At 54.5% G+C, this 23,143-nt stretch carries 19 protein-coding genes; 13 read left to right on the top strand and 6 right to left on the bottom strand.

Translation table 11 applies throughout. The annotated features are described in order from the left end of the window. Nucleotides 1–313: 313 nt before the first annotated feature. Complete coding sequence (locus tag AMM48_RS08760) at nt 314–943, bottom strand: LysE family translocator (RefSeq protein ID WP_102783707.1); 630 nt, start codon at nt 941–943, stop codon at nt 314–316. 402 nt (nt 944–1,345) lie between these two features. On the opposite strand from AMM48_RS08760, the gene AMM48_RS08755 reads away from it, so the two are divergent. From AMM48_RS08755 to AMM48_RS08695, 13 genes are all read left to right on the top strand, one after another. Next, nucleotides 1,346–1,579, top strand: a complete 234-nt coding sequence (locus AMM48_RS08755) for a hypothetical protein (protein ID WP_102783706.1) — start codon at nt 1,346–1,348, stop codon at nt 1,577–1,579. Further along, the gene (locus tag AMM48_RS08750) at nt 1,576–2,181 is read left to right on the top strand and encodes an RT0821/Lpp0805 family surface protein (protein WP_102783705.1); all 606 of its coding nucleotides are present in this window, start codon (nt 1,576–1,578) and stop codon (nt 2,179–2,181) included. The genes AMM48_RS08755 and AMM48_RS08750 overlap by 4 nt, the downstream gene beginning before the upstream one ends. Nucleotides 2,182–2,413: 232 nt before the next feature. Further along, entirely contained in the window at nt 2,414–2,710 is a 297-nt protein-coding gene (locus AMM48_RS08745; protein ID WP_022732788.1) for an SCP2 sterol-binding domain-containing protein, read from the top strand. Between the two features lie 21 nt (nt 2,711–2,731). Next, nucleotides 2,732–3,409: a DUF6134 family protein gene (locus AMM48_RS08740; RefSeq protein WP_102783704.1), complete on the top strand. Its 678-nt coding sequence runs from the start codon at nt 2,732–2,734 to the stop codon at nt 3,407–3,409. A 56-nt stretch (nt 3,410–3,465) separates the two neighbouring features. Then, nucleotides 3,466–4,776 carry an outer membrane protein transport protein gene (locus AMM48_RS08735; RefSeq protein WP_102783703.1) on the top strand — a complete coding sequence of 437 codons (1,311 nt, stop codon included), beginning with the start codon at nt 3,466–3,468 and terminating at the stop codon, nt 4,774–4,776. 97 nt (nt 4,777–4,873) lie between these two features. Then, complete coding sequence (locus tag AMM48_RS08730) at nt 4,874–6,580, top strand: long-chain fatty acid--CoA ligase (protein WP_102783702.1); 1,707 nt, start codon at nt 4,874–4,876, stop codon at nt 6,578–6,580. A 90-nt stretch (nt 6,581–6,670) separates the two neighbouring features. Next, nucleotides 6,671–7,075, top strand: a complete 405-nt coding sequence (locus AMM48_RS08725; protein WP_101301784.1) for a MerR family DNA-binding transcriptional regulator — start codon at nt 6,671–6,673, stop codon at nt 7,073–7,075. A 42-nt stretch (nt 7,076–7,117) separates the two neighbouring features. After that, nucleotides 7,118–8,254, top strand: coding sequence for a thiolase family protein (locus AMM48_RS08720; protein ID WP_102783701.1), 1,137 nt, complete (start codon nt 7,118–7,120; stop codon nt 8,252–8,254). Next, nucleotides 8,254–10,590 (top strand): 3-hydroxyacyl-CoA dehydrogenase/enoyl-CoA hydratase family protein, encoded by a 2,337-nt coding sequence (locus AMM48_RS08715; protein WP_102783700.1) that lies wholly within the window; start codon nt 8,254–8,256, stop codon nt 10,588–10,590. The genes AMM48_RS08720 and AMM48_RS08715 overlap by 1 nt, the downstream gene beginning before the upstream one ends. Before the next feature lie 17 nt (nt 10,591–10,607). Further along, on the top strand, nt 10,608–12,392 hold the full coding sequence (locus AMM48_RS08710; RefSeq protein WP_102783699.1) for an acyl-CoA dehydrogenase C-terminal domain-containing protein: 1,785 nt from the start codon (nt 10,608–10,610) through the stop codon (nt 12,390–12,392). A gap of 55 nt (nt 12,393–12,447) precedes the next feature. Next, a complete protein-coding gene (locus AMM48_RS08705; protein WP_022732796.1) occupies nt 12,448–12,978 on the top strand; it encodes an acyl-CoA thioesterase in 531 nt (176 codons plus the stop codon). Nucleotides 12,979–13,032: 54 nt separating this feature from the next. Continuing rightward, entirely contained in the window at nt 13,033–13,839 is an 807-nt protein-coding gene (locus AMM48_RS08700; protein WP_102783698.1) for an enoyl-CoA hydratase, read from the top strand. Nucleotides 13,840–13,862: 23 nt separating this feature from the next. Then, nucleotides 13,863–14,756, top strand: coding sequence for an NAD(P)-dependent oxidoreductase (locus AMM48_RS08695; protein ID WP_102783697.1), 894 nt, complete (start codon nt 13,863–13,865; stop codon nt 14,754–14,756). 262 nt (nt 14,757–15,018) lie between these two features. Here AMM48_RS08695 and AMM48_RS08690 read toward each other — a convergent pair whose 3' ends face one another. The 5 genes from AMM48_RS08690 to AMM48_RS08670 form a co-directional block, all read right to left on the bottom strand. Next, complete coding sequence (locus AMM48_RS08690; RefSeq protein ID WP_101301599.1) at nt 15,019–15,498, bottom strand: hypothetical protein; 480 nt, start codon at nt 15,496–15,498, stop codon at nt 15,019–15,021. A 137-nt stretch (nt 15,499–15,635) separates the two neighbouring features. Then, nucleotides 15,636–17,765 (bottom strand): glucans biosynthesis glucosyltransferase MdoH, encoded by a 2,130-nt coding sequence (gene mdoH, locus AMM48_RS08685; RefSeq protein WP_244271170.1) that lies wholly within the window; start codon nt 17,763–17,765, stop codon nt 15,636–15,638. Nucleotides 17,766–17,824: 59 nt separating this feature from the next. Further along, on the bottom strand, nt 17,825–19,666 hold the full coding sequence (locus AMM48_RS08680) for a glucan biosynthesis protein (RefSeq protein ID WP_102783696.1): 1,842 nt from the start codon (nt 19,664–19,666) through the stop codon (nt 17,825–17,827). 337 nt (nt 19,667–20,003) lie between these two features. Then, nucleotides 20,004–21,602, bottom strand: a complete 1,599-nt coding sequence (locus tag AMM48_RS08675; protein ID WP_102783695.1) for a gamma-glutamyltransferase family protein — start codon at nt 21,600–21,602, stop codon at nt 20,004–20,006. A gap of 9 nt (nt 21,603–21,611) precedes the next feature. Next, nucleotides 21,612–23,135, bottom strand: a complete 1,524-nt coding sequence (locus tag AMM48_RS08670; protein WP_022732803.1) for a tripartite tricarboxylate transporter permease — start codon at nt 23,133–23,135, stop codon at nt 21,612–21,614. Between the last annotated feature and the right edge of the window lie 8 nt (nt 23,136–23,143).

Here is a 23,143-nt window from a genome sequence, read left to right as displayed (position 1 = left end):
TCTGAGCCGAATGCGCTGTGTGTTAAAGCTGATCGATTGTGCCGACGTGATCTTTCTGTGACCCGAAATTCCTTGCATCGTCTGTCTCCCTGAGATGCGGCCAAACGCAAAAAACCCGCAAAACATGATGTCTTGCGGGGTGCGGTGCAGGCGGTTTTTTCCTGTTGATTTGTCCCTTATGTCACAAACAAAAGAACAAATCAAGAACTTTTTGGAAATTTGAGCATCACCGCACCGGGGACAGGAACAGAAACAGCGTGATATCAGCCTGCCTCAAGGCCCTGCATCACGGTCCGTGCGTCATGCATGGAGCTTATAAAACCACCCCCCACAGAACACGCAGGGCGACGATAACAAACAAAACCGCAATGATGCGTTCAATCCATGATGCGTGGTCACGCAACCATGGCAGAACCGCGCCATGCGAAAGCCCGATCGCCACCAGACAGTACCAGCCCGCATCAATCGCAGCGGCGGTAAAAGCCAGCAGGAACTTACCGCCCCATTCAAATTCCGGCGATACAAACTGACTAAACAGGGCGAGGAAAAACAGCGCGATTTTGGGATTAAGAAACGCGATCATGAACCCGTCGCGTGCGGCCTGCGTCAACGACCCGGACAGTTGCCCGGCTCCTTCGACATTGAACTTTTCCCCCGACCCGGCCGCACGCCATGCCTTGATGGCAAGCCAGATCAGATATAGCGCGCCGAGAATGCTGACCGCATTATGAAACACCGGCACGGTTTGAAACAGGATCCCAAGACCGGTCATGGTGATGACGGCATAAAACCCGATGCCCACCCCATGGGCCAGCGCACAGGCAAAACCGGCCTGTCGCGATTGCCCCACCGAATAGCGCAACACAACCGCCAAACTTGGCCCCGGTGTCATTGCCCCAAGAACACAGATGGTTGCAACCGACAACCACGCCGCAAAGCTCATGACGTTTCCTTTAAATGGTGCGGGCACTTTGTCCCGCGATGTATCGCGACGTGCTGTCAGCTTTAATTGACCGCAAAGCTATCTTTTTGGCTGAACCGTTTCAACGGAAATGAAGCGCCGGATCATGCATAAGCATGTCCCCCTGTCATCGACTGTAAAGCAGGGTTCAAAGTGTTGCTTTGACAATCAAAACGCCCTTTTACGCGGCACATTTGACGTTTCATGCATCTGGCCCCATCGGCTTTTTCCTAAAAAATTCGCCAATTCAAACACTTGATGTGTTTTGCCTTTGGATCGCCTTATCTGCCCGATTTTCCGCGCAAAGGCGCCCAACCCTGTTCCCAATTCTGGTTCAGCCTGTCGCAATGACACGGGTTAAAACAAACGGGAAGGGTATCGAAAATGCGACAGACAGCCATGATCGTCGTCCTTGCAGGTGCGCTGGGCCTTTCGGGTTGTAGCGGCCTGAATGACCGTAATCAGAAAATGCTAAGCGGTGCGGCAATTGGTGCGGGTGTCGGTGCGGTCGGAACCGTGCTTACCGGCGGGTGTGTTACCTGCGGCACGGTGATTGGCGGGGCGGTCGGCACAGGTGTCGGTTACATCATGCATGAAAACGAAGAGGCCCGAAAATGATCAAGAAGATCATTCTGGTGGCAACAGCCATAAGTCTCTCGGCACCGGTCGCCATGCCCTCAGCAGCAAAGGCCGACCCGCCACCTTGGGCCCCCGCACACGGGTACCGTGACAAGCATGCCTCAAAGCATGGCCATAAGCGGCACTACGACCGTGATTATCGCACGAGCCGGGGGGATTTGTTTGTTCCGGACGGCAATTTCCTGCGCTGTAACCGCGATGTGATTGGCGCGATTGTTGGCGGGGGTGCTGGCACCGCACTCGGATCAACTATTGGTAAGGGTGATGGACGGGATGCCGCAATGATTGGCGGCGCCATTCTTGGCCTATTGGGTGGGTATGCCCTTGGTCAGAACCTTGATCAGGCCGACAGTGCCTGTACCGGTTATGCCCTGAAGCAGGTTCCAGACGGGCAATCGGTGCATTGGCGCAATCCGGAGTCGGGCCAACCATATCAGATGGTCCCGCAACGCAGTTGGGAAACCAGCGAAGGCCGTTATTGCCGCGAATATACCGCGACCACCGTCATCAGCGGAAAACAACAGGAAAGCTATGGCACGGCCTGTATGCAGCCTGATGGATCGTGGCAGATTGTCTCGTAATCACGCGGCCCCCTGATCAGATTACATGACGGCTATTTATGTTTCAAAAGCCCGGCAATGCCGGGCTTTTTTGCATTCCGGGCTGGATGTTTTTCATCTTAAAATTGTTAAATTTCAAAGCTCTATTCGTTATATTCCTCCCTCTATCGTAATTTGTTTTACGTTAACGTCACATTCCGTTACAGTTGAGCCACAATCATAAAAAAACACCGTCTTTAAGAGGGAGGCGTTCGTGGATGACATCCTCGAAACTGTAAAACAGAAACTGCCGCAGTTGCGCGGACTGAATGCTGTTGTCGCATTTGATTGCGGCGATGACGGTCAGATTGTGGTCGATGCCACCGGTGATGAGCCGGAAATCACCGATGATGACCTGTCGGATGCGGATTGCATTCTGAAAATCAAAAAAGCCAACCTCGAAAAACTGATCAACGGAAAACTCGATCCGATGCTGGCCTTCACCATGGGCAAGCTCAAGATCAAGGGATCCATGGGAGTTGCGGCGAAACTATCGTCCATGCTGGACTGATCTGTTCTACAGGGGAACACCATGCGGAACCGCGTCTTAAAACGCACCGTATCGGCTTTGGCGACAGGATCTGTCGCCCTTCTTATGGCGCCATCGGCTTATGCTGGTGACATCCTGAATTTCCGCGTTCTTAAGGACGGGGAACCGATTGGCTATGAGAAAGTCGACATCACCCAAACGGCAAATGGCCGCACGGTTGAGGTTGAAACCCTGACCGATGTCCGGGTGCTGTTTCTTCAATTCCACTATGACCACCAGCGGACCGAGCAATGGCACGGCAATCAACTGGTATCGGTCAAAACCACCACCAATGATGACGGCACACACTACACCTATCAGGCGGACTATCAGGCGGACTATCAGGCAGATTGCTATGATGTTGCCGGAAAAGGTGTCGGGAAGCGCAATGCCTGTGACGGCGCCTGGCCACTGACCTTGTGGCTTGAAGACGTCACCGCCAAATCGCATCTCTATAGCGTCATCAACGCCGAACCTTATGCGGTGCAAACCACAAAGGTCGGCGACGAAAAACTGAGGATCGAAAACCGGGAAACACCGGCGACCCATTACGAAATGTCCGGCGATGTCGAACGCGACCTTTGGTATGGCAGCGACGGATATCTTCTTAAAACCAGTTTTAAAAGAAAGGGTTACGACATCGATTTTGTTCGGGTCGATGCGATTGCCCTTCAAGAATGACAGCGGGCGCTTTGGTCACAGAAATTAAAGCGTTTTACGATTAAGGGAGAAACTTTATGTCCAAGTTCAAGAAAGGCTGCCTCTGGGGGGCGGCATCGGGTACCGCACTTCTATGTGCCCTCACCACCGCCAGCACCGCACAGGCATCAGGCTTTCAGGTCCGCGAAACCAGTGGCACGCTGCAGGGTTCGAGTTTTGCGGGTATGTCGACGCTCTCTACCGATGCGTCCACGATGTCCTATAACCCCGGCACCGTTGGTCAATATAAAGAAACGACCTACAGTACGGGTGTCACCGTCATTCGGCCTGTTGCCAAGGCAAAAAATGTATCTGCATCCGGCGGCACGCTAAACAATACGCAAAGCTTTAGCAGTCCAAGCGACGAGGATATGGCAAATGACGCTATCGTCCCAAACGCACATGCTGTCTGGAAGCTCAATGATCAATTGAATCTGGGAATGTCCATTACATCGCCGTGGGGCCTTGTAACGGATTACGAGGGTGACTTCGCAGGTCGGTTTTACGGCACGACTTCCTCGATTAAGACCATCAATATGAAGCCTGTGTTGGCATATCGTTTTGATAATGGTTTGTCGATCGGTGCAGGACCGCAAATCCAGTATATGGATGCAGAACTTTCAAAAGCTGTAGATAATCTTGCTGGCGCAGGCGAAGGCAGTAGCAAAGTTAGCGGGGACTCCCTTGATTATGGCTGGACTGCGGGCATCAACTGGGAGATGACCCCATCTACGACATTTGGTCTGTCTTATGTTTCCGAAGTTGAACACGACCTAAAAGGTAAAATCGATTTCGACAGCGCTGCGGAAGGTTTTGCAGCACCTTATGTAGATAGAAATGCAACAGCAACCGTCTCAACCCCCGAGTCAGTTACGTTTGGCATCGCTCAGAAGCTAGACGAACAATGGACTGTAATGGCAGATGCGCAGTGGACCAATTGGAACACGATTGACACATTAACCTTCAAATTTGATGGTTTGACGAACGCTGCCGCTGCGACCTCCAATTCCAGTTCTGATGAATATAAATGGGGAAGTGCGTGGTTCGGATCGCTTGGTGCCCGCTACAAATATGATGAGAATTGGGCCTTTACCGGTGGTATTGCATTTGACGAAACGCCCATCAAAACCCAGTACCGCAACGTACGCCTCCCTGACTCCAACAGGTACTGGACATCATTGGGAGCCTCTTATCAGGTTTCCGATTGGGCAATGGTCAGCCTCGGCTACACTCATATCTTTGCGGATGAAGCGCGCGTTGACCACACGACCTCGACGCTCGGCACGTTCCAAGCCGATTACGAGGCCCACGTCGACATCATCGCCCTGCAGGCGAACTTCAAGTTCTGATCTGCTATACTGTTCGGTGCGGGGGAGCGGATGCTGCCCCGACCGGGCCCGTTTTTTTTGCCCGTAAAGTGACGTTAACGTAATGGAGTTAACGCGAATGAACCAGATGAACGTTCAAGAATCCCCGACCCTGATCAATGGCGTTGACGTAAGCTCGCCGGTTTACACCTGCCCGGTTCATGAGATTTTCGACCGGGCTGCAGCACGTTTTCCCAATCGTCCCTGTATTGATTTTCTGGGTCGGATTTATGATTACAAAACCATCAAGGATCAGATTGATCGCGCCGCCGAAGGTTTCAAACAGCTTGGCATCCGCAAAGGCGACAAGGTTGGGCTGTGCCTGCCCAATACGCCGTATTATGTGGTGTGCTATTACGCGATCCTGAAATGCGGCGGCGTGGTGGTCAACTTCAATCCGCTGTATGCAAAGCGCGAGATCGCCTATCAGATCGAGGATTCCGGCTGTCGCCTGATGGTGACCCTGAACCTTAAACAGATTTATCCCAAGGTCGCGGCCTGTCTGGATCAGACCTGTCTAAAACGGATTGTCGTTTGCGAAATGAGCGACATTCTGCCCCCGATCAAAAGCGTTCTGTTTTCACTGTTTAAACGCAGTGAACTGGCCGACGTCCCGACCGATTTGCGCCATATTGCCTATGATCGTGTTATTGGCTGCAAGCCAATTGATACGGCGGCCGATATCGTGGTCGATGATCTGGCAGTACTCCAATATACCGGCGGCACCACCGGTCGTCCCAAGGGGGCGATGCTGACCCATGCGAACCTCAGTGCCAATGTTGATCAGCTGACCCGCTGGATGCCCGACGCCAATCCCGGATATGAGGTCACATTGTGTGTCCTGCCGTTCTTTCATGTTTTTGCCATGACCGTGGCCCTTAACACATCGGTCAACATGGGGTCAGAACTTGTTCTTCAACCCCGCTTTGAGCTTAATGCCTTGCTTAAGGCGCTCGATAAAAAGCGGGCAACGATCTTTCCGGGTGTTCCGACGATCTATACCGCCATCAACAATTCGCCAGAAACCCCCAAACACGATCTGTCACACATTCGATGCTGCATTTCAGGCGGTGCGCCGCTTCCCGTTGAGGTTAAACACCGGTTTGAGGAAATCACCGGATCGAAAGTCGTTGAAGGATACGGCCTTACCGAAGCCAGCCCGGTTTGCACCTGTAACCCGGTCAAAGGGGTCAACAAGGAAGGTTCAATCGGTCTGGCCATGCCGGGGGCTGAAATCGAAATTCGTTCGTTAGAACACCATGCTCAACCCGTACCACTGGGTGAAAAGGGCGAGGTGTGCGTGCGTGGGCCGCAAGTTATGCCGGGATACTGGCAAAATGCAGCAGCCACCGAGGAAACCTTTGTCGACGGTTGGCTGCGGACTGGCGACGTCGGCTATCAGGATGAGGATGGATACACTTTCCTTGTCGACCGGTTAAAGGACGTCATCCTGTGTAGTGGATACAACGTCTATCCGCGCGCGATTGAAGAAGCCCTTTATCTGCATGAACAGATCGCCGAGGTCACCTGCATCGGGGTGCCCGATCCCTATCGTGGGCAGGCACCAAAGGCATTTGTCCGTCTGAAAGATGGTGTCACCGATATTACGGCCGAAGATTTGCGCGCGTTTCTGGATGACAAGATTTCGAGAATCGAGATGCCGCGCGAGATTGAAATCCGTGAAGAACTTCCCAAAACCATGGTCGGCAAATTGTCGAAAAAAGAGCTGGTTGAGGAAGAGCGCCTAAAACGTGAGGGGGACACGTCAATAAATTCAATGCGTTAACGTCACATCACACACAGAGAAAAAATCAATGTGACGTTAACGTAAACTAATTGACGTTAAGTGAAAAATAGGTACCATGGGGGCGAGAACATGACGAAATTAGACGACCGGTTTTACACCGTGCCGGAACTGGCCGCTGATCTTGGCATCACGCCACGCACCATCCGGTTTTACGAACAAAAGGGGCTCGTAAATCCGCAACGTGCAGGCACCACACGGGTTTATACCCGGCAGGATCGCGCCAAGATGCTGATCATTCTGCGCGGCAAGCGACTGGGGTTCAGCCTGCGCGAGATCGCCGATTATCTGGATCTCTATGGCGCGGACCCCACCCAGTCAGAGCAGATCAGAATGCTGCTTGGCCGGGTTCGGGAACGGATTTCGGATCTGGAAGAACAACGCCAGGCCCTGGACGTCACATTGGATGAACTGCGCGACATCGAACAACAATCGATTGATGCGCTTGAAGAAAAAGGACTCGAACCGGTTTCGTAATGATACCCGGACAGAGGACAGCTCAGGAAGGAAGACATCGCCATGACCAACGCCGTAATTGCCGGATATGTCCGCTCACCCTTTACCCCCGCCCGCAAAGGGGCTCTTGCCAAGGTCCGTCCTGACGATCTTGCGGCACAGGTTGTCAAAGGTCTGGTCGAAAAGACCGGGATCGATCCCAAAGACATCGAAGACCTGATCCTTGGCTGTGCCTTTCCCGAAGGCGAACAGGGTTTTAACGTTGCCCGTCTGGTGACCTTTTTGGCCGACCTGCCGCGCTCGGTCGCGGGGGTTACCGTCAACCGGTTCTGTGGGTCATCGATGCAGTCGATCCATCAGGCGGCGGGTGCCATCGCGATGGGTGCCGGGGATGTCTTTATCTGTGCCGGTGTCGAAAGCATGACGCGCGTGCCGATGATGGGCTTTAACCCGTTGCCCAACCCGGATTTGTATAAGGAAATGCCCGAGGCCTATATGGGCATGGGCGATACGGCCGAAAATGTTGCGGCGAAATACAGCCTGTCGCGCGCCGATCAGGAAGCCTTCGCGGTTGAAAGCCACAAACGGGCTGCATCCGCACAGGCGGCTGGCAAATTCACCGATGAAATCATCCCGATCCAGACCAAGGACGGTGTTGTTTCCGAAGATGGCTGTATCCGCGCTGAAACCACCGCGCAAAGTCTTGCCGACCTGAAACCAGCATTCAAGGCTGATGGTGTTGTGACGGCGGGCACGTCTTCGCCGCTGACCGACGGGGCGTCGGCGGTTCTTGTCTGCTCGGAAGACTATGCAAAGAAACACGGCCTGACCCCGCTTGCGCGGATCAAATCGGTTGCGGTTGATGGGTGCCTTCCGGAAATCATGGGCATTGGCCCGGTGGGTGCCTCGAAAAAGGCCCTGTCGCGTGCTGGCCTTTCAGCAAGCGATATTGATGTCACCGAACTGAACGAGGCGTTCTCGTCCCAAGCCATGGCCAGCATTTCCGACCTTGGTCTGGATGGGGCAAAGGTCAATATCGACGGCGGTGCGCTGGCCCTTGGTCATCCGCTGGGTGCCACGGGGGCCCGTATTGTCGGTAAGGCCGCAGCCATCCTCAAACGTGATGGCGGCAAATACGCCCTTGCATCGCAATGCATTGGCGGGGGTCAGGGGATCGCGACCATTCTGGAGGCGATGTAATGCCCAACGTAACATCAGACATCAAACAGGTTGCCGTGATCGGCGCCGGTGTTATGGGGGCGTCGATTGCCGCCCATATCGCCAATTCCGGGACCCCGGTCCTGCTGCTTGATATCGTTCCCGACGGGGCCAAAAACCGCAATGCGGTGGCCGAGGGTGCGGTGGCCAAAATGCTGAAAACCGATCCGGCCCCGTTCATGTCCAAACGGGTCGCCAAACTGATCACGTGCGGCAATATCGAGGATGACCTTGATAAAATTGCCAAATGTGACTGGATCATCGAGGCGGTTATTGAACGCCTTGATATCAAGCAGGACCTGTATCGTAAAATCGATGCCGTCCGTGCCAAGGGATCGGTGATTTCGTCAAATACTTCGACCATTCCGCTCGCCACCCTGATTGACGGGATGGATAAGACGTTCGCGCAGGACTTCATCATCACCCACTTCTTTAACCCGCCGCGCTATATGCGTTTGCTGGAACTGGTGGGATCAGATGCGACCCGTGATGGCGTGATCGACATGGTTGCCGATTTTGCCGATCGCAAACTCGGCAAGACCTGTGTGACCTGCCACGATGAGCCGGGCTTTATCGCCAACCGTCTGGGTGTTTACTGGATTCAGGCCGCCATGGTCGAGGCCATGGACCGCAAACTGACCGTCGAAGAAGCCGACAGCGTCATTGGCCGTCCATTTGGCATTCCCAAAACCGGGGTGTTTGGCCTGATGGATCTGGTGGGTCTTGATTTGATGCCCCATGTGCAATCCAGCATGGCGGGTGCGCTCGATAAATCCGATCCGTTCCACGCCATTTACCGCGAAAGTGAACTGGTCAGCACCCTGATTGCCGATGGCTATACCGGGCGCAAGGGCAAGGGCGGCTTTTACCGCCTGAACCGCGACGGTGGCGAGAAGGTAAAAGAATCGGTCGATCTGCAAACCGGTAAATTTTCCAAATCCGAAAAAGCCCGTGTTTCAAGCGTGCGTGCCGCAGGCAAAGACCCGCGTAAAATGATGGAAGCCACGGATAAGGGCGGCCAATATGGTCGCGCTGTCATGGGCAAAACCCTTGCCTATGCCGCCTTCATCGCCGAGGTTGCGGCCAATTCGATTGTCGATGTCGATGATGCGATGAAGCTGGGCTATGCATGGAAAACCGGCCCGTTTGAGCTGATTGATGCCATTGGCGTTGATGTGCTGATTGCGATGCTTGAGGAAGACGGCGTTGACGTCCCGCCATTGCTTAAAAGGGCGGCGGGCAAATCGTTCTATAAGGTCGACGACGGACAGCTTTTCTATCTTGGCTTTGACGGGAAATATGCCGCCGTCACCCGCCCGGATGGCGTCATCCTGCTTGAAGACATCAAACGCAAATCCGAACCGGTTGCCGGGAACCGCGCCGCATCGCTTTGGGATATTGGTGATGGGGTTGCCTGTCTTGAATTCCATACCAAAATGAACGCGCTTGATGCCGACGTGCTTGGTGCGATCAAAACATCGATCCGGACTGTTAAAAAGCAGTTCAAGGCGATGGTGATCTATAACGAAGGCAGCAATTTCTCGGCCGGGGCGAACCTTGGTCTGGCATTGTTTGCCGCCAATATCGCCGCATGGCCGGAGATTGAGAATCTGGTTGAAACCGGTCAGGAAACCTATAAGGCGCTTAAATATTCACCCTTCCCGGTTGTTGGCGCGCCAAGTGGTCTTGCCCTTGGTGGCGGCTGTGAGGTTTTGCTTCATTGTGACGCGGTTCAGGCGCACGGCGAAACCTATATCGGGTTGGTTGAACCCGGTGTTGGCCTGATCCCGGCATGGGGCGGATGTAAGGAAATGATCCGTCGCTGGACGGAAAATCCGAAATTCGTCAAAGGCCCGATGGCCCCAAGTGCCAAGGCGTTTGAAATCATCTCGGTCGCGACCGTTGCCAAATCGGCAATGGAAGCCAAGGAAAACCTGTTTTTCCGCGAATCAGATGGCATCACCATGAACCGCAACCGGTTGCTGGCCGATGCCAAGGAACGCGCCCTTTCGATGGTTGAGGACTATGAAGCGCCCGAAGAATTCACCTATCGCCTGCCCGGTGAAAGTGCCCGTGTGGCGTTTGAAATGGCCGTCGATGGTTTCCACCGTCTTGGCAAGGCCACCGATTACGACCGTGTCGTGGCCGGGGAACTGGCCAAGGTTCTGGCCGGTGGCGATACCGACGTCACCGAAGAACTGTCCGAAGACGACATGCTTGAAATGGAACGCGAAGGTTTCATGCGGCTGGTCCGCAATGAAGGCACCATGGCCCGGGTCGAGCATATGTTGCTGACCGGCAAGCCGTTGCGGAATTAAGGACGAGGAGACGGAAAATGGCAGAATATAAAGCACCCTTACGCGACATGCGCTTCGTCCTGACCGAGCTGTTTGATTTTAACGACATCAATCAGATGCCCGGTTGCGAGGATTTCACCCCCGACGTTGTCGATGCGGTTCTCGAAGAAGCCGCCAAGGTCTGTGAAGAGGTCCTTTATCCGATCAACCGGTCGGGCGACGAGGAAGGCTGTCACTGGGATGACGGGGTTGTTACGACCCCCAAAGGTTTCAAGGAAGCCTATAAAACCTTTGCCGAAGGCGGCTGGACCGGCATTGCCTGTGACCCGACCTATGGCGGGCAAGGTGCGCCAAAATCGATCAATGCGCTGGTCGAAGAAATCATATGTTCGAGCAACCTGTCCTTTGGCATGTATCCCGGCCTGTCATTTGGCGCCTATGCCGCCCTGCATAGTCATGCATCGGACACGCTTAAGGACAAATTCCTGCCCAAAATGGTCGAAGGTACGTGGGCGGGTACCATGTGTTTGACCGAACCCCATTGCGGAACCGATCTTGGCATTATCAAATCCAAGGCCGAACCGCTTGATGACGGGTCTTATGCGATTTCCGGGACCAAGATTTTCATCTCGGCCGGGGAACATGACCTGACCGAAAACATCATCCATCTGGTACTGGCAAAACTGCCCGATGCGCCCAAGGGCACCAAGGGCATTTCGCTGTTTCTTGTCCCGAAATTCATGGTCGGGGATGATGGATCACTGGGTGATCGCAATGCGGTCAAATGTGGTTCGATTGAACACAAGATGGGCATCAAGGCATCATCGACCTGTGTGATGAACTTTGATGGTGCGGTTGGCTATCTGGTGGGCGAACCCCATCAGGGCATGCCCGCGATGTTCACCATGATGAACCAGGAACGCCTGTCGGTTGGCATTCAAGGGCTTGGTCTTGGTGAGGCGGCCTATCAGGGCGCACGCGCCTATGCCAAGGACCGCCTTCAGGGCCGTGCACTCACGGGGGCGAAATCGCCTGACAAGGCGGCTGATTCAATCATTGTGCATCCCGATGTGCGCCGCATGTTGCTGACTGCCAAGGCCACCAATGAAGGCTGCCGGGCGATGGGCATGTGGGTCGCACGCGCCCTTGATACCGCCAAACATCATGCCGATCCGGTCAAACGCGAAGAAGCCGATGAATTTGTTCAGCTGATGACCCCGATTGTCAAAGCCCTGTTTACCGATTGGGGTTTTGATAACGCCAATCTTGGTGTGCAGGTCTTTGGCGGGCACGGTTACATCCGTGAATGGGGCATGGAACAATATGTCCGTGATGCCCGCATTGCCCAGATTTACGAAGGCACAAACGGCATTCAGGCCCTTGACCTTGTCGGGCGTAAAATGCCGGCCAAGGCAGGCCGTTACCTGCGCCGGTTCTTCCACCCGGTTCAGGAATATATCGAAGCCAACGTATCGAACGGGGAACTGGGCGATTACGTTCAGCCGCTGGCCAAGGCGTTCATGCGCCTGCAACAGATCACCGGTGAACTGGCCCAGCGCGGCATGAAAAACCCCGATGAAGCCGGGGCCGCCGCATCTGAATTCCTGCGTCTGTTTGGCTTGGTCGCGGTTGGCTTTATGTGGGCCCGCATGGCTGAAATCGCACTGGCCAAACGCGATGATGACCCGGACGGGTTCTATAAGGCCAAACTGATCACGGCGAAATTCTATATGGAACGGGTTTTGCCGCAATCAGGGGCGCTGTTTAGTCAAATGATGTCGGGCTCCAGCAACATGATGGCGCTTGACGAGGAGCTGTTCTGATCATGGCATCGGACCGTATCCAGGATAACAGGGCACCCATGCCCGGGGGGATGTCGTGAACCTTATTTTCCGACTGATCCGGGTATTGATCCTGTCGCTGGTGCGGTCCCGTCTTGATCCGCTGGATCCATCTGTTTTGCATTTCCGGGCTTGGCCTTTTGATCTCGACATCAACGTGCATATGACCAATTCGCGGTATTTTGCGCTGATGGACCTTGGCCGGACCGAACTTATTTTGCGCAATGGCATCGCCAAACAGATGTTTAAACGCAAATGGCAGCCGGTGGTATCGGGCTCCACCATGCGGTTCAAACGCGCCATCAAACCGTTCCAGAAGTTTGCTGTGGAAACCCACGCGCTTTATTGGGATGACAAGGGATTTTATCTTGAACAACGCTTTGTTGCGAACGGAAAAACCCTTGCCCTTGGTGTTGTAAAGGCTGTGTTTGTCGGCCCCGAAGGTATCATCCGGCCCGAAGAGATTTGCCGTCTTGTTGGTGCGGATGAAACCTCGCCACTGATGCCCGACTGGCTTTCGGGCTGGCCGGATATGGAAAGTGCGATTGAAGCACGCCTTGCGGCCTGATTCACAGGTAAGCACAGAAAGAAAACCGGGCAAAAGCCTGCGGGAGGAACTCACATGGCATCGAATGACGCCGTTTTGCTGTCGATAACCGATGAAATCGCAACCATCATGCTCAACCGGTCTGAGCGGATGAACGCGCTTGATCAGGCCATGGTCGCCGGACTGTCCGACGCCTTTGATCAGATCGAAGCTGACATTACCAATATCGGCGCGATCATCATCGAAGGATCAGGCGGGACCTTTATGGCCGGTGGCGATGTGAAATTCTTTTATCAGATGGCCCAAACCCCCACCAATGAAGCCCGCCCGCTGATCGAAACCATGATTGGCGGCGTGCACGACATTATTGCCCGCATTCATGCCCTGCCCCGTCCTGTGGTGGCAAAGCTTGAAGGGGCGGTTGCCGGATTTGGTATCAGTCTGATGAATGCCTGTGACCTTGCGGTTGCCGCCGAGGATACGGTTTTCACCCTTGCCTATATCCATATCGGCACATCGCCGGACGGGGGCGCGACCCATTCGCTGACCCGTTTGGTCGGCATGAAGAAGGCCAAGGAAATTGCCCTTTTGGGGGATCGGTTTGGCGCGGACGAGGCCCTTGATTACGGCTTGATCAACCGGGTGGTTCCAGCTGCACAGCTGCCATCGGCCACCGCGAAATACGCCACCCGTCTGGCCAATGGTCCCCGCGATGCGATTGCCCGGACCAAGGCGCTGTTAAACGCAGCCCCGGAAAACGACCTTTCCACCCAACTCGCTGCTGAGGCCACATCATTTGCCGACTGTGCGGTCAGTGCCGATTTCCGCGAAGGTGTCACCGCCTTTGTCGAAAAACGCAGCCCCCAGTTTGGTAAATCATAAAAAGAATTCAGGGAAAAACATCCATGGCAAATCTTGCAGGCAAAACACTGTTCATCACCGGCGCGTCACGCGGCATTGGCAAGGAAATTGCCCTGCGTGCTGCACGTGACGGCGCCAACATCGCCGTGATTGCCAAAACCGATGAACCCCACCCGAAACTGCCCGGCACCATCCATAGCACCGTCGCCGAAATCGACGCCGCCGGTGGCAAGGGTCTGGCACTTAAAACCGACATTCGTGAAGAAGACCAGATCGCCGCGGCGGTTGCCAAAACAGTCGAGACATTCGGCGGCATTGATATCCTGATCAACAATGCCAGCGCGATCAATCTGACCCCGACCCTGCAAACGCCGATGAAACGGTTTGATTTGATGCATCAGGTCAATACACGGGCCAGCTTTGCCTGTGCGCAGGCCTGCCTGCCGCATCTGTTAAAGTCGGACAATCCGCATATCCTGACCATGTCCCCGCCACCCAACCTGTCACCGCAATGGTTTGCCAATCACACGGCCTATACCATTTCGAAATACGGCATGAGCCTGGTCACACTGGGGCTGGCGGCCGAGTTTGCCGATGAGGGCGTTGCGGTCAATTCGCTGTGGCCGGTCACCGTGATTGAAACCGCCGCGCTTAATATGATCCCCGGACTGGAACAGGGCCGTGCGCGCAAACCTGAAATTATTGCCGACGCCGCCCACGCCATCCTAACCGCGCCATCGCGCGATGTTACTGGCGGGTTCTTTACCGATGAGGCGGTTCTTGAAGCCATCGGCATCGCTGATTTTGAACGCTACAACCTGACACCGGGCAAATCGCCCTATCCGGACTTCTTTCTTGAGCTTGACCGCAACGGCAAGAACGACCCGCAGGTTGCAAAACTTCTGGAAAAACTTGGCCGCTTTCACAAAGCCGCCTGAACACCGTTTGGCGCCGAAGTAGTGTGTGCTTCGGCGTCTTGCAGGGGCCTGATCTGACCAAGGTGGTTTTATCAGGTTTCTCGCCCGCTGAACTCAACCCGCCCTTTGTGGCGGGTTCTTTTTTGGAAATTTACCCAAAGTCAGGACCTGCTTACACAAAAAAGCACCGCCAACATGTGTGGCGGTGCCAATCCTTCAGGCTTTGCATATCAACGTTGAGGGTTAAGATGAAAAAGCAAAAGAGCGAAGGATACGTTCTGTATCAGGAAGCGCGGCGCTCAAGCGTTTGGCGCGGCATTTCACATGATTTCAAACTTGGTGTCGGCAACATCATCTGAACCGACAACGCAATCGCCAGATCATGATGGGTGCGCGTCTGATCAAGAAAATGCTCGGACCAGATGCCATCGCGATTGGCCGACAAAAAGGCACAGCGCAGCATCGAGAATTTTCCCGAACCATAGCAATCATGCTGACCGGTTACCTGTGCAAACCAGCCGCCAATCGTGTCATGTGCGGCTTGATCCAGAAGGTCCTGCATGTTTGTCCGGTCATTTGCCGCAAAGCTGTCTTGTGCAAGCGCATCGCGCAGTGCTGTGACCAAACGCTGCTTGGCGGATGCATTGGTCAAGCCAAAAGACCGCAGCCAAGCATGTGCTGTATCTTCGATCAGGCGCGTCATCGCAGCCGATTCAAAAGAAGCGTAAGAAAAGCCCTGTGATGCAATGGTCAGATCAGTCATGTTTTTGGCCCCTAAGAAGCTAAGCAGTCATCGGTGATTAACTGTTCGTTAAGAATGATATTCACCTTAAAAAGTCGGGATATTTTGCTCAAATCTGGGCGTTTTTGTGGCGATATGTATTGTTTTAAAACAATATCTTACGACAAAACGTCCGGGGATTTTGCCGCGGATGCATCCCGTCCCGCCATGATCTGATCAAGCGGCTTGACCGGCCAGGACAAGATCAGCAGTTTTTCATCGCGTGTCAGGCTTTCAATGCCAAGACGTGCCAGTTTTTCATAAATAATGCCAATCTCAATCGCGGTGCGGGAATCCGGTTTACGCGCGGGAAGCAATGCCGAATGCAGCGCATTGGCATACGGATCTTCGATCAGGCGCAAAAGCCCGTCCTTCACGTCACCACCGCCACCATTTTCAGCAGTGATCCGTTCAAGGGCGCGCAGTTCTTCGGGGCTGTCATATTCTTCTGGTGTGACAAAAAGCTTCATCCGGCGTGCGGCCTTGCCAATGGCAAGGTTGCTCGAATAATGCGTTAACCACGGCGATAAAACCAAACCGGCCAAAATCGGCGAAAGCCACCAGAAGAATGCCGTATCAACAAAAACGGCAATCGCCCCCCAGATCAGCCCGATGACAATGATCGTACGATGGGTTTTAAGAGCGGCACGAAATGGCACACCGGCATCGTCGCGTTCCTGCGCATCCCAGCCAACCTGATTGCCGGTCAGAACCGAAAACACAAATTGCGCATGCAACATCATCATGATCGGCGCCTGTAACGCAGAATACAGCGTTTCCAGTAGGCCACTCATAAGCACCATCACCCCGCCATACTGCTTGCGATCCCGGCCAAGACACACCATCAGGATCGAGATGATCTTGGGCAGCACCAGCATGCCGATGGTAAAGATCAAAAGGACCAGCATTTCAAACGACCGGTCCACCGGCCATTGCGGGAACATCGTGAAATGTCCGGGGAAGAAGCTATAGGTCAGCTGCGTATTTTGCAGTGTGGCAATGGTCGAGCTTAACAACAGCAACAACCAGAGCGGCGACGAGGCAAAGCTCATCACGCCCATAAAGAAATGAAGTCGGCTGAGCGGTTTAAACCCATCGGCCACCATCAGGCGGGCGTGTTGCATATTGCCCTGACACCAACGACGGTCACGAATGGCAAAATCAATCAGGTTGGGCGGTAATTCTTCCCAACTGCCTTCAAGCTGCGGGATCAGCCAGCACCGCCAGCCTGCTTTGCGCATAAAGGCTGCCTCGACGAAATCGTGGCTCAGGATATGACCGCCCATTGGGGGCTTGCCCGACAGAACTGGAAGCCCGCAGCATTCAATGAACGCCTTAACCCGAATGATCGCGTTATGGCCCCAATAGTTGGAACTGCCCATGCACCAGAATGACAGACCCGCAGACATGGTCGGGCCATGGACGCGCGAGATAAATTGCAAGATGCGCGCAAACAGCGTCTGACGGCCCGTCGGCTGCGGCGGACTTTGGACAATCCCGGCATCCGGATTGTTTTCCATCAGATAGGCCATGTTGACCATGGCATCGCCTGACATCACACTATCGGCGTCAAACACGATCATATGATCGTAATTGGCCGCATAGGTTTCACAGAATTCCTTAAGGTTGCCCGATTTTCGTTCGGTGTTTTCCGCGCGGCGGCGGAAGAAAATCTTGCCGCGTGCATTCAGATCGGTACAGGCCTTTGCCCATGCCATTTCCTCGGCAATCCAGATATCGGGATCGCGCGTGTCAGACAGAACAAAGAAATCAAACGCATCTATTTCACCCGTGGCCGCAAGGCTTTCATAACTTGCGCGAAGGCCTGCAAACACGCGGTTGGGGTCCTCGTTATACACCGGGATCACAACCACGTTCTTGGATCGGAGCGGCCCTTTGCGTGCAATGGGTTTAAGGCGTTTGAGCGTAATCGCATCAAGCTTCAACCCGCGCAGGATCAACCCGACAATACCGGTAAAGAACGACAGTGAAATCCAGGCGAAGTTGATGCTAAAGAACGCAACCACCACCATTTCCATGATGGTCAACTGGTCCGCCCCCAAGACATCGGCCATCAGCCACGCGGCATAGACCGTTGCGGCAAGCGATGCGCCAAACAGAAAGAAACGCCGTGCCCCAACACCCGGCCCGCGCAGTCTGACGGCCGGGTCATAGGCGACCGCATCGTCTGGACTGCCTTTCGGATGATCGGGCGTCGGGTCGTTCTGTGGATCAGAAATCCGGTTCATTTGGGGCTACCTGAATATGTCTGTGATCAGCGGTCTGATGGACGGTTCTGAAAACCGGGTCAAAAGACCCACGGCATCGTCCAGGTTTCACTTAGGACCTGTTCGTCATACAAAAGGAAAGCACGCAAATCGCTGCTGGCAACATCGCCGTCACGCAGCAGATCAAATATCACCCTGACCCCGCCGTTTTCCGGATCGGCCATCAGGCGGATGTTTTCAACCGTGCCATGGGCTGCACTGACGTTTGCCTTCATCTTAGCGATGTTTTTAGTGAAATAGTCAAGATCACCACCGGCAAAGTTCAGAACGAACCGGGTTTTGGCCGGCTCATCATCACCTTGTGGTGCAATCCGCATGATCCGGGTATCTGTCGCCTGTGCCATGTGGTGCAGATCATCACCGTCACGGGTTGCGGTAATGCTGTATTCGATCTGCATTTCGCCGCCTGCCACGGGTTTGGTTTCCGGCACCCAATAGGCAACGATATTGTCATTGCTTTCGCTTGGGATCGGGATTTCAACCAGTTCGACATGACCCTTGCCCCAGTTGCCCTTGGGCGTCACCCAATAGCCGGGTTGCTGATCGAAACGACGATCAAGGTCCTGATAGTGATCAAAATCGCGGTCACGCTGCAACAGTCCAAACCCGCGCGGGTTTTCATCAAGGAACGAACTGATCTGCAAATTGACCGGGTTATCAAGTGGCCGCCACAGCCATTCACCATGACCGTTATTGATCAAAAGACCATCGCTTGAATGCACTTCGCCGCGATAATCTTCAAAGGTGCGGCGACGCTGTTCGCCAAACAGGAACATGCCATTCAATGGCGCAAGGCCGACCTTCTCAATGCCTTCGCGGAAAAACAGATTGGCGCGAATATCGGCTTTGCTGTCCGCACCCGGTATGATGTCAAACCGATAGGCCCCGGTGACGCGCGCACTATCAAGCAGCGCGTAAACCGTAATTTTGCGTTCGCCTTTTTTGGGCGCCACAATCCAGAATTCACGAAATACTGGCACCTCTTCGCCGGTTGGACCGGCCAGATCAAGCGCCAACCCACGTGCCATCTGACCAATCGACTGGCCTTCGCCCTGCAAACGGAAATAAGACGCGCCTAAAAACCGCGCCAATTCATCGTTGCTGGTGACATCGGACAACGGATAGCGCAGCCGGAACCCGGCATAGCCCTGTGTCGAAAAATCATTCCCCGACAATCCGGCCTCGCCAAAATCAAACAGCCCGGCGGAATAGGGCACAACCTGCAAATTGCCATCGCGTACAAGATTGATCGCAATCGGCACGTCATACATGTTGCCCGGATGGAACAGTTCAAGCGAGAAGCCGGAATTTGCCTGACTGAAAAACGCCCTTTGTGACTTGAACCTGATCTGGTCGTATTCTTCGGCACTCAGATTGGCCAAGGCGTCGGGCAAGTCACGATGCGGATCCTCAAACGGCTTTGCCGCCAGCGCACGGGCGCGATCAATCACCATTTTCGGATCAAATGCCACCGGAACAGACGTGACCGGCTTGTCCTGATCAACAGCAGCCGGGGGTGTTGCGTCAGCTGGGCGCGCCGTTGTGTCGTCTTGCGGAGCAGGTTCATTTTGCGGATCTTGCACCGGGACGACGTCCGCGCCCGATGGCGCAGCCTCGTCTGCCACAGGCGTTGTTTCGTCTGCCACAGGCGTTGTTTTGTCTGCCACAGGCGTTGCAACCGCTGCCGCACCGGGCTTCGGCTTTGCCGGCACCGCGGCATCACCCTGCGACGCCGAAGCAGGTTTGCTATCCTGCGCCAAAGCCGTATGTGATGTGCCCAGCACAATGGATCCGGCTGCAAATGCAACCAGAAGGACATGTTTCAAGCTCAGCGCTGAACGCCGTTGACTGTTTTGCATCATTCTCGTTTGAGTTACCCAACCAATGGACTTCTTTGGAATCCTGATTGTGTTTGTGCGCAAAAAACGAGGCAGGAATGTGTCGCGATAAGGGAAAGAATCCGGAATGTCGCGTCAGGCATGCCCCCCATTGCATCCGAAATACGCCCAACCGCCCTTTGCGCAAAATGGTATTTTTGCATGGGCTATGGTCCTGAAATGCGGGGATTTCCATCTTGACAGAACCGCGAATTTAAAAGGCAGGCTGTGCATTTGTGCCACCTATAAAAAAGGGTCGACCCTTTACAGGGCCGACCCGGACTTCAGATGACTGCGAATGCCGATCTGAAAGACCTCTTAATCAATAGCCAACCGCACAGCCATCCTTGCGCGGATCAGACCCCGCCACATAGCCAACATCGGTTTTGGCGATCAATTGTGCGCCACCAAACCCGAAGTTCGTGCTGTCTGGTGTCTCAACCGCAATGGCGTGACCTTTGGCTTTCAACCCGTCAATGACGCCTGCCCCAAGCGATGCTTCGACCGCGACTTCAAGTCCCGAAAGCGCCTGCCAGCGCGGTGCATCAACAGCCGTTTGCGGGTCCTGCCCCCAAAGCTGGGTGCGCAGGGTCATTTGCAAATGGCCTTGTGACTGCATTGGGCCGCCCATGACGCCAAAGCTCATCACCGGATTGCCGTCATCGCCCATCAGAAACGCCGGAATGATCGTCTGGAACGGGCGTTTGCCGCCCGCAACATGGTTGGGATGCCCCGGCGTCAGGCTAAAGCCATGACCGCGGTTTTGCAGGCTAACTGACGTGCCCGGCACCACAACGCCCGAACCAAAGCCCATATAGTTCGACTGAATAAACGACACCATCATGCCGTTTTCATCAGCCGCGGTGACATAGACAGTCCCGCCATGCTTGGGCGCACCAGCCTTGAAATCCTGTGCGGTATTCGTATCAATCAGTGCAGCACGCGACTTCAGATACTCATCAGACAAAAGATGTTCGACCGTCACATCGGTCATATAATCCAGATCGGCGACATAGGCGCGCATATCGGCAAACGCCAGTTTCATCGCCTCAATCTCAAGATGCAGCGCCTCGACCGAGTCGGGCTCATAATCAGAAATGTTGGTATGGCGCAAAATGCCCAAGGCAATCAGGGCCGAAATCCCCTGCCCGTTTGGCGGGATTTCATGCAGCTTCACCTTGCCAAAGCTTTGCGAGATTGTGCCAACCCAGTCGGCCTTGTGATTGGCAAGGTCGTCTTCGGAAAGGGCAGCCCCATTTTCCTTGGCAAAAGCGGCAATTTTGGCGGCCAGTTTACCCCGGTAAAAGCTTTCGCCCTTGGTCTCGGCGATATCAATCAGGCTATCAGCAGCGGCTTTATTGACAAACAACTCACCGGCCTTTGGCGCCTTGCCACCGGGCAGGAACGCCTCGGCAAAACCAGGTTGTTTGCCCAACGTCTGACCGCCTTTTTCCCACAAAGTCGCAATGATCGGGGAAACGGCAAAGCCACGCGATGCATATTCAACAGCCGGTTCGAACAGTTTTTCAAACGGCAGTTTGCCAAATTTATCGGAAATTTCGCGCCATGCGGAAACGGCACCCGGCGTTGTCACCGATTCCCAACCGCGCTGGGGCATTTTATCAGCCCCGGCAAACCGTTCCGGGGTCCATGCCCCGGGCGCACGGCCAGATGCATTCAACCCATGCAGTTCCTTGCCATCCCAAATAATCGCATAGGCGTCCGAGCCCAGCCCATTGCCGGTCGGCTCCACCACGGTCAGTGCAATGGCCGATGCCAGCGCGGCATCCGCCGCATTACCACCGGCAAGCAACATGCGCAAACCGGCCTGTGCGGCCAGGGGTTGGGACGTGGAAACGATGTTGCGCGCCAAAACCGGTGACCGGCGTGAGGCATAAAGCGCGTCATGACGAAGTTTCATTGGAGTCTCCTAATCGCCGTCTTGTTCATCGGTGACAGCGCGGTTTTTCTTACGCATCTTCAAAACAGACCGGATGCTGAAAATGACAGACAGCAAGGCTGCGGCCAGTAGCACCGCCGAAATCGGGCGGGTAAAGAACACAGTCCAGTCCCCGTCACTCATCAGCGCACGGCGTAGGTTGGTCTCAGCAATCGGCCCCAAAATCACGCCCAGCACCAAAGGTGCCAGCGGGTAATCAAGCGATTTAAGCCCATAGCCAACCAGACCAATCGCGCCAAGCAGATACAGGTCCGTCACACGGTTATTGAGCGCAAACGCCCCGATCACACAGCAAATCATAACAGTCGGCACAATGAACTGTTTGGGAATGTCGGTCACGCGCAGGAACAGGCGCATCGACAGCACACACACCACCAGCATCATCAATGACGCCACAATCATGGCAATGAACATACCATAGGCCAGATCGGCATTATCCATGATCAAACGCGGGCCAACCGAAATGCCGTGCACCATCAGGGCCGCCATCAGGATCGCATCAACCGCTGATCCGGGAATGCCCAATGCAATCATCGGGATCAAACCGCCACCCGCCGTCGCAGAGTTCCCGGCTTCCGACGCGATCACGCCATCTGGCGTGCCCTTGCCGAATTCTTCCGGGGTTTTGGAGCTGCGCTTGGCCTGATCATAGGCCAGAAGGTTGGCAATAGAGCCACCTGCACCGGGCAGTGCCCCAATAAACACACCGATCAGGGAGGACCGAATAAGGTTCACCGGATGCATCAGAACTTCGCGCATCACGGCCCAGGTCTTGAATTCGATCACATCGGGGATCAGCGCCCCCTTGGTTTCTGATTTGCCATCATCTTCGACTTCACCCATCAGCTGGCTGATGGCAAAAATGCCGATCAAGACAATCAGAAACGGTAGGCCGGGCATCAGAATGTCCGAGTCAAACGTCAATCGCGGACGTCCCATCATCGGATCGGGCCCAACGGTTGCCAGACCAAGGCCAATCACACCGGCAATCAAGCCACGCATCAGTGAATTACCGACAAGCGATGCAACAATCGTCAGCGCAAACACGATCAACGAGAAATATTCCCAAGGACCAAGTTTAACCGCGATCAGGGCCAATGGCGGTGCGGCAACAATCAGAATGATGGTCGAAATAATCGTTCCAAAGAAAGATGACCAGACACCAAGCGAAAGCGCACGCCCCGGTTCCCCGCCACGCGCCATCGGATAGGCGTCAAAGGTGGTGGCAACCGAACTTGGTGTTCCGGGAATCCCCAAAAGGGCCGCACTGATCAGGCCACCGGTATAGCCACCGACATAGACCGACAGCATCACCGAAACGCCCTGCAACGGATCCATGGCGAAGGTCAGCGGCAAGGTCAGAATGATTGCCATCGTAACCGTAAAGCCCGGAATGGCCGCCGCAACGATCCCAGCAACGGAACCAATCAGCATATAAATCAGGGTATCGAATGCGAAAACCTGATGGGCACCGGCAAGAAATGCATCCAACATGATCGTAA

The sequence above is a fragment of the Thalassospira sp. GB04J01 genome (assembly GCF_000751115.1).
GTDB classification, from domain to species: Bacteria; Pseudomonadota; Alphaproteobacteria; order Rhodospirillales; family Thalassospiraceae; genus Thalassospira; species Thalassospira lucentensis.
Note: the sequence above shows the minus strand (reverse complement) of the source record. Positions and strands in the feature narration are given on the sequence as shown.

Excerpts from the sequence above, each read along its gene's own strand:
- AMM48_RS08760 (WP_102783707.1), bottom strand. The coding sequence starts at position 943 with ATGAGCTTTGCGGCGTGGTTGTCGGTTGCAACCATCTGTGTTCTTGGG.
- AMM48_RS08755 (WP_102783706.1), top strand. The coding sequence starts at position 1,346 with ATGCGACAGACAGCCATGATCGTCGTCCTTGCAGGTGCGCTGGGCCTT.
- AMM48_RS08750 (WP_102783705.1), top strand. The coding sequence starts at position 1,576 with ATGATCAAGAAGATCATTCTGGTGGCAACAGCCATAAGTCTCTCGGCA.
- AMM48_RS08740 (WP_102783704.1), top strand. The coding sequence starts at position 2,732 with ATGCGGAACCGCGTCTTAAAACGCACCGTATCGGCTTTGGCGACAGGA.
- AMM48_RS08735 (WP_102783703.1), top strand. The coding sequence starts at position 3,466 with ATGTCCAAGTTCAAGAAAGGCTGCCTCTGGGGGGCGGCATCGGGTACC.
- AMM48_RS08730 (WP_102783702.1), top strand. The coding sequence starts at position 4,874 with ATGAACCAGATGAACGTTCAAGAATCCCCGACCCTGATCAATGGCGTT.
- AMM48_RS08725 (WP_101301784.1), top strand. The coding sequence starts at position 6,671 with ATGACGAAATTAGACGACCGGTTTTACACCGTGCCGGAACTGGCCGCT.
- AMM48_RS08720 (WP_102783701.1), top strand. The coding sequence starts at position 7,118 with ATGACCAACGCCGTAATTGCCGGATATGTCCGCTCACCCTTTACCCCC.
- AMM48_RS08715 (WP_102783700.1), top strand. The coding sequence starts at position 8,254 with ATGCCCAACGTAACATCAGACATCAAACAGGTTGCCGTGATCGGCGCC.
- AMM48_RS08710 (WP_102783699.1), top strand. The coding sequence starts at position 10,608 with ATGGCAGAATATAAAGCACCCTTACGCGACATGCGCTTCGTCCTGACC.
- AMM48_RS08700 (WP_102783698.1), top strand. The coding sequence starts at position 13,033 with ATGGCATCGAATGACGCCGTTTTGCTGTCGATAACCGATGAAATCGCA.
- AMM48_RS08695 (WP_102783697.1), top strand. The coding sequence starts at position 13,863 with ATGGCAAATCTTGCAGGCAAAACACTGTTCATCACCGGCGCGTCACGC.
- AMM48_RS08690 (WP_101301599.1), bottom strand. The coding sequence starts at position 15,498 with ATGACTGATCTGACCATTGCATCACAGGGCTTTTCTTACGCTTCTTTT.
- mdoH (WP_244271170.1), bottom strand. The coding sequence starts at position 17,765 with ATGAACCGGATTTCTGATCCACAGAACGACCCGACGCCCGATCATCCG.
- AMM48_RS08680 (WP_102783696.1), bottom strand. The coding sequence starts at position 19,666 with ATGATGCAAAACAGTCAACGGCGTTCAGCGCTGAGCTTGAAACATGTC.
- AMM48_RS08675 (WP_102783695.1), bottom strand. The coding sequence starts at position 21,602 with ATGAAACTTCGTCATGACGCGCTTTATGCCTCACGCCGGTCACCGGTT.
- AMM48_RS08670 (WP_022732803.1), bottom strand. The coding sequence starts at position 23,135 with ATGTTGGATGCATTTCTTGCCGGTGCCCATCAGGTTTTCGCATTCGAT.